The organism is Pseudomonas sp. HLT2-19-2 (assembly GCF_054898005.1).
Window position 1 is genome coordinate 2008777 of sequence record NZ_CM142712.1, and the last position, 12123, is coordinate 2020899.

Annotated in this window: 11 protein-coding genes and 4 tRNA genes; 11 read left to right on the plus strand and 4 right to left on the minus strand. The window is 57.7% G+C overall.

The window, feature by feature from the left end:
• Positions 1-239 precede the first annotated feature (239 nt).
• Both ACYZTU_RS09340 and ACYZTU_RS09345 read left to right on the plus strand, forming a co-directional pair.
• Entirely contained in the window at positions 240-2699 is a 2460-nt protein-coding gene (locus tag ACYZTU_RS09340; protein ID WP_461969619.1) for an EAL domain-containing protein, read from the plus strand.
• A gap of 78 nt (positions 2700-2777) precedes the next feature.
• On the plus strand, positions 2778-3539 hold the full coding sequence (locus ACYZTU_RS09345) for a TenA family transcriptional regulator (protein ID WP_461969620.1): 762 nt from the start codon (positions 2778-2780) through the stop codon (positions 3537-3539).
• Positions 3540-3620: 81 nt separating this feature from the next.
• Here the strand turns inward: ACYZTU_RS09345 and sugE are convergent, their stop codons facing one another.
• Both sugE and rdgC read right to left on the minus strand, forming a co-directional pair.
• Complete coding sequence (sugE, locus tag ACYZTU_RS09350) at positions 3621-3935, minus strand: quaternary ammonium compound efflux SMR transporter SugE (protein ID WP_027922462.1); 315 nt, start codon at positions 3933-3935, stop codon at positions 3621-3623.
• Positions 3936-4278: 343 nt separating this feature from the next.
• Positions 4279-5199, minus strand: a complete 921-nt coding sequence (gene rdgC, locus ACYZTU_RS09355) for a recombination-associated protein RdgC (RefSeq protein ID WP_461969622.1) — start codon at positions 5197-5199, stop codon at positions 4279-4281.
• Positions 5200-5358: 159 nt separating this feature from the next.
• Here rdgC and ACYZTU_RS09360 point away from each other — a divergent pair.
• The 4 genes from ACYZTU_RS09360 to ACYZTU_RS09375 all read left to right on the plus strand — a co-directional run bounded on the left by ACYZTU_RS09360 (position 5359) and on the right by ACYZTU_RS09375 (position 5889).
• Positions 5359-5434 (plus strand) — tRNA-Val (locus ACYZTU_RS09360).
• 19 nt (positions 5435-5453) lie between these two features.
• Positions 5454-5530: transfer RNA gene (locus ACYZTU_RS09365), tRNA-Asp, on the plus strand.
• A gap of 188 nt (positions 5531-5718) precedes the next feature.
• Positions 5719-5794: transfer RNA gene (locus ACYZTU_RS09370), tRNA-Val, on the plus strand.
• Between the two features lie 18 nt (positions 5795-5812).
• Positions 5813-5889, plus strand: a tRNA-Asp gene (locus tag ACYZTU_RS09375).
• Between the two features lie 141 nt (positions 5890-6030).
• Here the strand turns inward: ACYZTU_RS09375 and ACYZTU_RS09380 are convergent.
• The gene (locus ACYZTU_RS09380) at positions 6031-7164 is read right to left on the minus strand and encodes a catalase family protein (RefSeq protein WP_461969624.1); all 1134 of its coding nucleotides are present in this window, start codon (positions 7162-7164) and stop codon (positions 6031-6033) included.
• A complete protein-coding gene (locus ACYZTU_RS09385; RefSeq protein WP_461969626.1) occupies positions 7161-8963 on the minus strand; it encodes a di-heme-cytochrome C peroxidase in 1803 nt (600 codons plus the stop codon). Before ACYZTU_RS09385 ends, ACYZTU_RS09380 begins: the two co-directional genes overlap by 4 nt.
• A 269-nt stretch (positions 8964-9232) precedes the next feature.
• Between ACYZTU_RS09385 and ACYZTU_RS09390 the strand changes: the two genes are divergently transcribed.
• The 5 genes from ACYZTU_RS09390 (at position 9233) to ACYZTU_RS09410 (ending at position 11930) form a co-directional block, all read left to right on the plus strand.
• Positions 9233-9949 (plus strand): FKBP-type peptidyl-prolyl cis-trans isomerase, encoded by a 717-nt coding sequence (locus ACYZTU_RS09390; protein ID WP_449644112.1) that lies wholly within the window; start codon positions 9233-9235, stop codon positions 9947-9949.
• A 293-nt stretch (positions 9950-10242) separates the two neighbouring features.
• Entirely contained in the window at positions 10243-10698 is a 456-nt protein-coding gene (locus tag ACYZTU_RS09395; protein WP_461969628.1) for a YkvA family protein, read from the plus strand.
• Between the two features lie 114 nt (positions 10699-10812).
• A complete protein-coding gene (locus ACYZTU_RS09400; protein WP_282381005.1) occupies positions 10813-11154 on the plus strand; it encodes a helix-turn-helix domain-containing protein in 342 nt (113 codons plus the stop codon).
• On the plus strand, positions 11151-11522 hold the full coding sequence (locus ACYZTU_RS09405) for a hypothetical protein (RefSeq protein ID WP_003223109.1): 372 nt from the start codon (positions 11151-11153) through the stop codon (positions 11520-11522). Before ACYZTU_RS09400 ends, ACYZTU_RS09405 begins: the two co-directional genes overlap by 4 nt.
• Positions 11523-11930, plus strand: a complete 408-nt coding sequence (locus ACYZTU_RS09410; protein ID WP_461969629.1) for an SEL1-like repeat protein — start codon at positions 11523-11525, stop codon at positions 11928-11930. It begins immediately after the preceding gene.
• Positions 11931-12123 lie beyond the last annotated feature (193 nt).

Genomic DNA, 12123 nt, shown 5'->3' on the forward strand with positions numbered 1-12123 from the left:
AGTAATGAAAGACACCAGTCTTGAGCACCTGAAACTGCTTGTGGCGGTACATAGTTATTACGGGTCGCGGTTTTTGCACTCCAAGCGTCGAGCTGTCCCCAATGCGCGTTGCCTGCGCCGCTGCCAATTGAAATTGCCCGACGCGATCTGTCCGCTTGCCGGGAGCGAAAACGCCCCCTAGTCTAGCTAGAGCGATTTCGTCCGGAAGACGATCAAGCAGTGCTAATGCAAGGGACCTCATGAATCAAACGCGGACTCTCGGAACGCCACGGTTGTTGGGCATCGTCTGGCCATTCATCGCCGTCGTGCTGTTTCAGGCCCTGCTGGGCGGTGTCAGCCTGTACGTTCTGTCGGCGGTGCGCGGCTACGTGGCGGGTGAAAGCCTTTGGTCCAAGGGCCAGAAAGATGCCATCTATTACCTCAATCTCTACGCCGACAGTCGCGACGGGAGCATTTTTCTAAAATACCAGAACGCCATTGCCGTGCCCCAAGGGGGCCACGAGTTGCGCGTGTCGCTGGACCATCAGCCGCCGAATATCGAGGCGGCACGAAGGGCGATCCTCAAGGGTGGCAACCACCCGGACGACGTCTCCAGCTTGATCTGGCTGTACCTCAACTTCCGGCACTTCACTTACCTCGAGAAAGCCATCGACCTCTGGACAGTGGGCGACGCGTACCTGGTGCGTCTTGATGATGTTGCACGGGAAATGCACCAGCTCATCACTGTCAGTCAGGCCTCCGAGAGCGATATCAAGCGCTGGAAGGATCAGATTTTCGCCATCAACGATGAAGTGACGCCGGCGGCGAAGGCCTTCAGCGATGCCTTGGGCGAGGGCTCACGGGTGATTCTGCGTCTGCTGCTGGTGACGAACCTCGCCACCGCGCTGGGCTTGATTGTTCTGGCCCTGATGCGCACGCACAAGCTGCTCAAGCAGCGCCATGCCTTCGCCGACGCGCTGCAGTTGGAGAAAGACCGGGCGCAAATCACCCTGCAATCGATTGGCGATGGCGTGATCACCACGGATGTCGAAGGCGCAATTGCCTACATGAACCCGGCCGCCGAGGCGTTAACCCACTGGAAGGCGGAACAGGCGACGGGGTTGCCGCTGGCGGCGCTGTTCAATCTGCTGGACGAGAACGCTCAGGCCGATGGCTTTACGTTGATCGAGCACATTTTGAGCGGACAGCTCAGCGGTGGCAGCGAACACTCCAAATTGATCCAGCGTCTGGATGGCAGCACGGTGTCGGTTACCCTGGTCGGTGCGCCGATCCGCAACGCTGGCAAGGTCAGCGGCACAGTGCTGGTAATGCACGACATGACCCAGGAGCGGCAGTACATTGCGAATTTGTCCTGGCAGGCGACCCATGACGCCTTGACCGGGCTCGCCAATCGCCGCGAATTCGAATATCGCCTGGAACAGGCGCTGCACAACCTGGCGCGGCAGTCGGGGCGCCATGCGCTGATGTTCCTCGATCTGGATCAGTTCAAACTGGTCAACGATACCTGCGGCCATGCCGCGGGTGACGAGTTACTGCGGCATATCTGCGCCCTGTTGCAATCCGGTTTGCGCGAAGGCGATACCCTGGCTCGGCTGGGTGGCGACGAGTTCGGCATCTTGCTGGAGAACTGCGCCCCGGAAGCCGCTGAGAAAATCGCCGAGGGCTTGCGTCAGACCGTGCAGAACCTGCACTTCGTCTGGAAAGGCCGACCGTTCGTGACCACAGTGAGCATCGGGATGGTTCACGTCGCCCAGAATCCGACCACCTTTGAAGCCTCGCTGCGCGCTGCCGACATGGCCTGCTACATGGCCAAGGAAAAGGGTCGCAATCGGGTTCAGGTCTATCACGCTGACGATTCGGAACTGTCCCTGCGCTTCGGCGAGATGGCTTGGGTGCAGCGCTTGCACATGGCGCTGGAAGACAACCGATTCTGTTTGTACGCCCAAGAAATTGCACCGCTGGGCCATATCGAAAAGGGCGGCGGACATATCGAAATTCTGTTGCGCCTGCATGACGAAGCCGGACGGATGATTCTGCCCGAAAGTTTTATTCCGGCTGCCGAACGTTATGGACTGATGACGTCCCTTGACCGCTGGGTTGTGCAGAACGTATTCAAGATCATTGCTCAATGCATTGCCGGAAAGCACAAAGGGCCGTTAGCTATGTGTGCGATTAATCTGTCAGGCACAACTATCGGAGATGACGCATTTCTGGACTTCCTGCGTGAACAGTTTGTTACTTACTCCATACCACCTGAAATGATTTGTTTTGAAATCACTGAAACCAGTGCAATTTCCAATCTTGGAAGTGCAATTAGATTTATCAATGAACTCAAAGGTTTAGGTTGTCATTTTTCGTTGGATGACTTCTGCGCCGGAATGTCCTCATTCGCCTACTTGAAACATTTACCTGTAGACTTCCTGAAGATCGACGGGAGTTTCGTAAAGGATATGCTGGACGACCCGATTAACCGCGCCATGGTCGAAGTGATCAATCACATCGGTCATGTTATGGGTAAACGTACGATTGCCGAGTTTGTTGAAACACCCCAGATCGAGCAGGCATTACTGGAGATCGGGGTGGATTACGCTCAAGGGTATGTTATTGAACGCCCGCACTTGTTTACCTGCGACAGTTTACAAAGTCGTCCTGCCAGGCCTCAGCCTTTGTTATTCAAAGCGCCTGGCACGTTCCGTTGAAATCTCTTGCTGATCCTTATAATCACAATCAAAAGGAGCTCGACAGTGATCGACACATTCAACCGAACCGGACCACTCATGGAAGCTGCAAGCTACCCCGCCTGGGCTCAGCGCCTGATCCAGGATTGCAGCGAGAGCAAACGCCGGGTTGTCGAACACGAACTGTATCAGCGTCTGCGTGACAACAAACTCAGCGCAAAGACCATGCGCCAGTACCTGATTGGTGGCTGGCCAGTAGTCGAACAGTTCGCGTTGTATATGGCCCAGAACCTCACCAAGACCCGCTTTTCCCGCCACCCGGGCGAAGACATGGCGCGTCGCTGGCTGATGCGCAACATTCGCGTCGAATTGAACCATGCCGATTACTGGGTGCACTGGAGCCGTGCTCACGGTGTGAGCCTGGAAGATCTGCAAGCGCAACAGGTTGCCCCTGAACTTCACGCCTTGAGCCACTGGTGTTGGCACACCAGTTCGGCGGATTCGCTGATCGTTTCCATTGCCGCCACCAATTACGCCATCGAAGGTGCGACCGGGGAGTGGTCCGCGCTGGTCTGTTCCAGTGGCGTCTACGCCGCATCGTTCCCGGAGGAAGATCGCAAGCGGGCCATGAAGTGGTTGAAGATGCATGCCCAGTACGACGATGCCCATCCGTGGGAAGCACTGGAAATCATCTGCACGCTGGCGGGCATGAACCCAAGCAAATCCCTGCAAGTGGAATTGCGTCAGGCAGTTTGCAAGAGCTACGACTACATGTTCCTGTTCCTGGAGCGTTGCATGCAGCTTGAGCATGCGGAAAAGGTCCCGGTCGCGCGTGAGCGCAGGGCGCTGGCCGAAAGCTGATCCGTTATCACTGTATTGAAAAAGCCCGCACCCCTGTCCGTATCGACAGAGGGCGGGCTTTTTAGTGACACCTGCAAATGACTAGGCGCTGACCTTCAGGCCAACCAGCCCGGCTATGATCAGCGCCACACTGGCCAGCCGGAACAGCGCCATGGATTCGCCAAACAGAATGATTCCGGCGATCACTGTCCCGACTGCACCCACACCCGTCCAGATCGCATAGGCCGTGCCCAGCGGCAATTCCTTCATGGCTAGACCCAGCAAGCCAAGGCTGATGGCCATGGCGGCCACGGTCAATGCGGTGGGGAGAGGGCGGCTGAAGCCATCGGTGTATTTCAGGCCGACGGCCCAGCCAACTTCGAACAGGCCGGCGAAGAACAGAATGATCCAGGACATGAGAGACCTCCATCGATTGACGGGGTCGTCCCCAGATTAATGACTCGATCGAGCCGCGAGGTCGTCCTCGCGTTGCGCAATAGAGTGCCCATCATTAACCCAGGGATCAAGTATTCGGATCAGTCGACAGCCTGCTGGGCCGCTGTTTCCCGATCAACGACGGCGAAAATCAGTAGCCAGTAAGCGAAGGTGTTGCCGACAAGTAGCACCACAAAAACCAATGTGGGAGCGGCGGTGCGACGATTCGACTTGCTCGCGATGTGGGACTTACATTCAACGAAGATGTTGACTGACAGTCCGCTATCGCGGGCAAGCTCTCTCCCACAGTAGAGATCACAAGGCTTTAGATCCCTTGCGGAGTCTCTTCGCCGCCCAGCGCTTCAACCAGCGCCGGCAGGTAGTCGCCGAAGGTCAGCATCATCAGGGTGAAGCTGGCGTCCAGTTGGCCGAGGGCTTCTTCGCCACCGTCCTGTTCCGCCTGGTCTTGCAGCAGGTCTTCGAACTTCAGGCGCTTGACCACCATCTTGTCGTCAAGAACGAAAGACAGCTTGTCTTGCCAGGCCAGCGACAGCTGAGTGACCACTTTGCCGGTGCTCAGGTGCAACTGGATTTCTTCGCTGGTCAGGTCCTGACGCTTGCAACGCACGATGCCGCCGTCTTCGTGGGTGTCGCGCAGTTCGCACTCGTCCAGTACGAAAAAGTCGTCCGCAGCTTTCTGGGTGGTGACCCATTCAGTCATGGTCGCCGTAGGGGACATCTTCACGGTCAGCGGACGCACCGGCAGCGAGCCGATCACTTCACGCAGGGTAGACAGCAAGTCCTCGGCACGTTTCGGGCTGGCCGAATTGACCAGGATCAGACCCTGTTTCGGTGCGATGGCAGCGAAAGTCGACGAACGACGAATAAAGGCGCGCGGCAGGAAGGCCTGGATGATTTCATCCTTGATCTGGTCGCGTTCCTTTTTGTAGACCTTGCGCATTTGTTCCGCTTCGATCTCTTCGACCTTTTCCTTCACGGCGTCACGCACGACGCTACCCGGCAGAATGCGTTCTTCTTTACGCGCTGCGATCAGCAGGAAGTCGCCGCTGATGTGCACCAGCGGAGCCTCTTCGCCCTTGCCGAACGGCGCGACGAAACCGTAGGTGGTCAACTCCTGGCTTGCACAGGGACGCGCCAGTTTGGTGGCCAGTGCAGTTTCCAACGCCTCGGCATCAAAAGGCAGATCTTGGGTCAGGCGATAGATAAGCAGGTTTTTGAACCACATGGGGCGAGTCTCTCCTTTATGCAAAGGGGGGCATTATTCTCTTCGCCGCGCCATAGGCCAACCCTTCTCTAAGCCTTTGGAAGGCCTGAAAAATTATTTTAGAAAGTGCTTGCCAGAGGTGAAGTCGCTCCGTAGAATGCGCGCCACACCGAAAGTGAAGGGTGATTAGCTCAGCTGGGAGAGCGTCTGCCTTACAAGCAGAATGTCGGCGGTTCGATCCCGTCATCACCCACCATTCGCTTTTAGTGTTACGCGCAGCGGTAGTTCAGTCGGTTAGAATACCGGCCTGTCACGCCGGGGGTCGCGGGTTCGAGTCCCGTCCGCTGCGCCATATTCGGTAACCTGGAACGCTGAACGCCAGGTCACCACAAAAAAGCCCGCTAACGCGGGTTTTTTTCTGTCCGTAGTTCCTGCAGGGTGTGTCGTTTTACGGGTTTTAAGATTTCTTTGATAAATTTATCAATTAAATCAACATATTATGAAAATCTGTGGCACAATGCGCCCCGCAACGAAGGTAAAGGGTGATTAGCTCAGCTGGGAGAGCGTCTGCCTTACAAGCAGAATGTCGGCGGTTCGATCCCGTCATCACCCACCACTACTTTCAATGTTACGCGCAGCGGTAGTTCAGTCGGTTAGAATACCGGCCTGTCACGCCGGGGGTCGCGGGTTCGAGTCCCGTCCGCTGCGCCATATTCGGTAACCTGGAACGCTGAACGCCAGGTGACCACAGAAAGCCCGCTTAATGCGGGCTTTTTGCTGTCTGGGATTTGGCTTCTTCCGGGGCTCCACTGAGAAAGCGACCTTCGGGTCGCTTTTTTTCGTTCGGTCTTCTTATTGTTCGGCGTTGCGGCTGTGTCGGTAGTCGCTCACGGCTTCATACGCGGCTTTGCGCAATCGGTTGATGCCGCCAATAGGGCGATGAGCCTCAAGGCTAAACCAAGGGTTGAACGACTGGTTGTCGCATTGCACGTTCAGCGCAGGCGTATCGAAGTCCTGGGCGGGTACTTTGATCCGCGCCACGGTCTCGAACGGAGCATCATTTTCTTGCCACTCTATGCTCGTGTCTTCGATCGGCATGTACATGGCCGGATCCTGGCGTTGTATCTGCAGGACGAAACAGGCCGGCATCCGGTCGGCCGACAGTTGCTGGTTCAGCGCATTGCGCAGGAAGTTCGGTAACTTCTGGTTTTGCGCGGGTAGGGTGTAGGTCGGGCAGCTTGCCGGATCGGGCATGACGCGGAACTTGGCATTGGCTTCGCCGAATTTGTAGGGCGAAACCGAAAAATAAGTCGTCTGGGTCGGACTTTCCGGGGCGGGAGACAGTGTCGCCAGCGCGATAAACAGGTGGCGAACCTGCCAGGTCCGCGGGTCCCAACCCGGGAAGAACGCCATCAGCTTCTTGCCATCAGCCTGTGCGGCTACATTCTGACGGTACTCGGCGACATCGCTGACGAAGAAGTTCGGATGGCTGAACATCACAAAGTCCTGTTCGCCGCGACTCTGTTGATCGTTCAGAAGTTGTTTGCCGGGCACATCGAGCAACTTGATCGCCATGCCCCGAGCATCGCGGATGCTGTCGAACTGCGGGTAAGCATTACCGTTGGATAAGCGCATTGTCGCCTGCCAGGTTTTGCCGGGTTCGCTGAACACACCCTGACGCAAGTCACCCGCCAGCTCCGGCAGCACCTTAACCTCGGCCTTCACGCAGCCATGAGCCTTGGCATGAGCATCGCGCAGGTAGCGAGTGCTTTCACGGTGCTGGTCGACGATGCGCACGGCCGTCTGGATGATGTCCTGGGTCATTGCCGCTTCGCCGGCCGGGATCAGCTCTTCAGCCGACACCGGGCCGCTGTGCTGCCAGGCGAACCACGCCGTGGACAGCGCCCAGCCAAACAATCCAAGTCCCAGCAACCAAAGCAGGGTCTTGCCGAGAAAGGCGCCAAGGCGCAACCAGAGAATGCTCATGGCAATTGTGACTCCAATGGTGCGCCCAACACTTTCAGATATTCCAGCAACGCCCAGCGCTCCTGGGGTTGCAGCAAGCGGCCGATAACGCCGTTGCCCCGCTTGCCTGCGCGGAACTCGTGACCGCTGTTGTGATTGCCGGTGATGCCGGTGTCGAACACGAAGCCGTTGGTAAAGGCTTCGGTGCGATAACCCAAATGCCTCGGGTCGTACTCGAAAGTGCCTTTGTAGAAGGTGGTTGCGCGTTCATCCTGGGGCGAGAGCAGTTGATAAATGCTTGGCACCGAACCGTTGTGCAGAAACGGCGCGGTCGCCCACACACCCGCCAGCGGCCGAGCCTTGTAGGCACGTAATTCGCGCACGCCAATCGGCAGGCCGAAGCCATCCATCTCCGGTCGCTCGGCTGGGGTAATGTTGGCCTCGCGATACGCGCGATTTTCGACAAATGCGGTGACGTAGGCCAGACCTTTGGCCACTGAAAGCTTGCTCAGGTCCGGTGGCTCGGTGGGCTTTGGTTGGACGTCCAGTTGCGCCAGCTCAGCCGGGTCCCACTGCAAGGCGGTCAGATCGAAACGGTGGTCGGCAATATTGTTGGCGGCCCCCGGGTCGGTGCCAATGACCTCCACCGGGAGCATTTTCAGGTGCTGCACGGATCGCCCGTCGCTTTGCGTCACGCGCGGTACATGACAGCCTGCGCAGTTTTCTGTAAACAACGCGCGCCCTTTGGCGGCCAAGGGTTTGTCGACCGCGCCCAGCAGTTCTTCCGGCCAGGCTGGCGGCTTGAGTCGCTGCAGGGTTTCTTCGATCAGGTGTAAATCGCGCACCCGGACGCTGGATGGATAACGGTTGTCGCCCTTGAGTGGCTGCCCATTGCTGTCGAAGAAGTTCAGCGTGGCGCCAACGCCCAACGCCTCGCCGATGTTGCGGGCCATCGGCTGCTGCGCCGAACCGTTCCACTGCACCCAGTCGAAGGTCCACATGTCCCATAACTGCGGATAGTCGACCGGAGCGTTGGCCACCCGATAGTTGGCGGGGGAGATTGCATCGCCGAAACTGGCGTTGGCAATGCGCCCGAAAGCGTCAGTGCGGCCGGGGCCTTCTGCGGTCGGGTAGAGCCCGAGATGGGTGTCGTTCCAGGCCACCTTCAAGAAGGTGTCGAGAGATACTTTGAAGTCTTTGCGCAGCTGTTGATGCTGGGCATCGTAGTCCTGGTCCAGCACGTTGCGTGCGAAACGTTCGAATTTCCAAGGGTTGTAGTAAGTAGATGTCAGACTGGCCACCAGCGCTTGCCCGAAACTGCCGCCGCGCAACGTAGGAACGCTGGATGGCAGAACGTGCTGCGCCGAACCGCCATCGATACGCACGGCCTGGCCGTTAAAACGCAGTTCGCCGGTGTGGCAGGCAGCGCAGGTGATGTCCAGAAACTCGTCCTGGCTTCCAGGGTTCTGATGACGGGCAAAACCCACGGGCAGATTGCCGGGGTTGTTCGGTGTGGGTCTTTGGCTGGGGTCGATCAGGAAACCGAAGCGGGCGAGGTATTCGGGAGCGGCGAATCTCTGTTGTGAAAACGGCAGTTCGAGCGCTTTGAACCAGTCATAGCGCAAGCCTTTGACCTGGGTGCCCTGCGGAGTGAAATAGTAGGTCTGGCGGTCCGCGGCGCTCCATTGCTCCAGGTAATGCAGTTGTTGCGCGGGTGACCAGGTCGGCAGTTTCGGGTTGGCGATATAGTACAGCACCACGGCGAGGCCCAGCCCGAGCAGCATTGCGAGCAGAGCCAGCAAACGGAAGAAGAGGCGCAAGATAAACATCCCTGTCGGTTTTTAACTCCCTTATGCCTCAACACCAGAGGTGCGGCAAGTGGCCATTACGCCAGATGCTGTGGGATCCGATTCCAGTTTCTATGAGCGCAAGATGACAGAAGCTTCATCATCCCAATCCCGAAATGCGTTAAAACACCTGAACTTATCAGAAGTTTCCTGCTCTCATGCCGGTAGCCATTGGTCGTGGCCGCCTGATAAGCTCGCGGCTTTATTCGATTGCCCTTTAGGCGCATGAACAAGGAAATAGCATGAAACAGCATCGGTTGGCGGCGGCGGTGGCCCTGGTTAGCCTGGTACTTGCGGGTTGTGATTCGCAGACCAGCGTAGAGCTGAAAACCCCGGCGCAAAAAGCTTCCTACGGGATTGGCCTGAACATGGGCAAGAGCCTGGCTCAGGAAGGCATGGATGACCTGGACTCCAAAGCCGTAGCACAAGGCATCGAAGATGCCGTCGGCAAGAAAGAACAGAAGCTGAAGGATGACGAACTGGTCGAAGCCTTCGCAGCACTGCAAAAGCGTGCCGAAGAGCGTATGGCCAAAATGAGCGAAGAGTCGGCAGCCGCCGGCAAGAAATTCCTCGAAGACAACGCCAAGAAAGCCGGTGTAACCACCACCGCTTCGGGCTTGCAGTATGAAGTGGTGAAGAAAGCTGAAGGCGCACAGCCTAAGCCGACCGACGTAGTGACTGTTCACTACTCCGGCACTCTGACCAACGGCACCGTGTTCGACAGCTCCGTCGAGCGTGGTAGCCCGATCGACCTACCGGTCAGCGGTGTGATTCCGGGTTGGGTCGAAGGCCTGCAACTGATGCACGTTGGCGAGAAGTACAAACTGTACATCCCTAGCGAACTGGCTTACGGCGCCCAAAGCCCAAGCCCGGCGATTCCAGCCAACTCGGTGCTGGTATTCGACCTGGAATTGCTGGCGATCAAGGATCCAGCAAAACAAGACGCTACTGCCAAGTAACCGGCGTCTGATCTAAAAACAACGCCTCGCTTATGCGGGGCGTTGTTGCATCTGGCGTTCAGCGAAGGTAAACAAAGCGAACGGATGCTGTAGGCTGGAGTCATAGCCATTGAGGACGCCTGTGCTAGCCGCGCCAGAACGCCAAGTCAATGAAATCTTGGGTTTTTTTATGTGAGTAAAAAACGCCCGATCTGAGTTAAGCCCTTATGAAACGGGGCTTTCAGCCGTGAAAAGCAGCTCTGTTCACAAGGTTATCCACAATTTGTGTGGATAACATTTCAGTGGGAGGAATGATGAAAACGCCTTGGAATTTCGCTCGTTTCCTGCCTCTGGCCGGTCGGCTGCTCGCGCGTGGACGTTTGCCGACGCTCCTGTTCGCGGTGGCCAGCAAGGGTGCCAGCCAAGGCAACCGGCTGGGCAAACTGAAAGACGATCTGCGCTTGTTGCAGGCACTCTGCCTGGCTTACTGGCGCGGCGAGTACCGGGCCATTAGCCCGAAGGCGTTGATCTCGGTCGTGGCAGGCCTGATGTACTTCCTCAGTCCGCTGGATGCGATTCCGGACTTCATTCCAGTGTTCGGCATGCTCGATGACATCGCGGTGCTGGCTTGGCTGATGAAAGTACTCGACGACGAACTCAACGCCTTCCGCGCCTGGCGCAATCGTCAACTGCCGGAGAAGCTCGCAGTGGTCGAGCGCCTGCCCAATACCCCGGAACAACTTCAGCTTCAAGCGCCGAAAAAAAACTGAGTTGATTCAGTCTCCTCCGCAGATTGATGCCCCCCGCGACCTTGGCCGCTGTTAGGATTACACTTCTAGGGAAAAGTGCCGACTCGCTAAGTGTTGTTGTCCTACGGGGTAGTCATGGATATTCAGATAATTACACGCGAAGGCGAGCCCGAATATGCGGTTCTGCCGTGGGCTCAGTATCAGGCTCTACTGAAAGCAGCAGGCATCAACGAACAACCGCCGCAGGTCGCCCCAGAGCGTCACGCGGCAACACCCGACCAGATTCTTCCGGGTCTGGATCAACTACGCAGTTTGCGCGAAGGGAAGGGCATCGCCATCGAGGCGCTGGCCCGCACGGTAGGCATCAGTCCGTCTTATCTGGCCTTGATCGAAAGTGGCGAGCGTCAACCCGACGCTGCGATTCGCCGCAGCCTGGCCTGGGAATTGACGGTGCCAGGGTGGAGGGATGAATCGTGAGCGTACGCATCAGTCGTCAACATTGGGACGGGTTGCTGGGTGAACTGGATCAGGCGCGTCGCCAGCGCCATCTTCTGACATACCGGGCGTTGCTCGAACGTTTGCAACTGCCCACGCCGGCCATGCAAACCCTGACCGCTGCCCTTGAACATCTGGCCGCGCTGGACGCCAAGGCCGAGCAGCCCTTGCGCAGCTCGCTGGTGATCAGCCAGGGTGCCAGCCGCCTGCCGCGCACCGGTTTCTTTGAATGTGTCGAGCGTCTGGGGCGTTTCTCCGGGCCGTCCGACGGCGTCGCTGCCGCCTCGTGGCACGCCTCGGAAGTGGTGCGCGTGTTCGAATACGAGTACCCGGAATCGGCGGAGGCCTGAGTGTTTTTAAAGCTCAAGGCGCGGGCCGGTTACTGGCTGGCCCGCCGATTGTTTCACTGGTCGTGGTTCGTGCGACAGCCGCGCGGCTGGAGTTGGCTCGAAGGCCAGTTCGCCCGCATGGCCAACCTGGGTGACGTTGGCGCGCAAAGCTTCTATGGCCACATCCTGACCTTTCGCGGCGTTGGCCTTGGGGCTCGTGAGGAAGGCGTTCGATTGCTGCGCCTGGCGGCATTGGCGGGGGATGGAAAAGCGGCCTATCAGGTGGGTGTGATCAGTTTGGCGGGGACGCCGAGCAAGGCACCGGATCCGGTTGAAGCTGCGCGGTTTTGGGAGATGGCTGCCAGAGCAGGACATCCGTTGGCGGAGATCAAGCTTAAAGAGTTGGCGTCTCGCGGTACGACGCATTAACCCATAGTTATTCGATAAACAAACGTGGCGTGAGGGAAACCTCCCGCCACGTTTGCGTTTCTGCCTGCTTGTCATTCGGTGTTGGTTAATTAGAGATTTGCCCTACATCCATATCCTACTTCCCTGACTTCTTTCTGGATTGATTCCCCGCAAAGTCTCGCGCGCTCCATTTTCTGCGCGAGGGATTGCTCAT

Bases quoted from the DNA above. Each gene is read 5' to 3' on its own strand.
- ACYZTU_RS09340 (WP_461969619.1), top strand. From the start codon at position 240: ATGAATCAAACGCGGACTCTCGGAACGCCACGGTTGTTGGGCATCGTC.
- ACYZTU_RS09345 (WP_461969620.1), top strand. From the start codon at position 2,778: ATGGAAGCTGCAAGCTACCCCGCCTGGGCTCAGCGCCTGATCCAGGAT.
- sugE (WP_027922462.1), bottom strand. From the start codon at position 3,935: ATGTCCTGGATCATTCTGTTCTTCGCCGGCCTGTTCGAAGTTGGCTGG.
- rdgC (WP_461969622.1), bottom strand. From the start codon at position 5,199: ATGTGGTTCAAAAACCTGCTTATCTATCGCCTGACCCAAGATCTGCCT.
- ACYZTU_RS09380 (WP_461969624.1), bottom strand. From the start codon at position 7,164: ATGAGCATTCTCTGGTTGCGCCTTGGCGCCTTTCTCGGCAAGACCCTG.
- ACYZTU_RS09390 (WP_449644112.1), top strand. From the start codon at position 9,233: ATGAAACAGCATCGGTTGGCGGCGGCGGTGGCCCTGGTTAGCCTGGTA.
- ACYZTU_RS09395 (WP_461969628.1), top strand. From the start codon at position 10,243: ATGAAAACGCCTTGGAATTTCGCTCGTTTCCTGCCTCTGGCCGGTCGG.
- ACYZTU_RS09400 (WP_282381005.1), top strand. From the start codon at position 10,813: ATGGATATTCAGATAATTACACGCGAAGGCGAGCCCGAATATGCGGTT.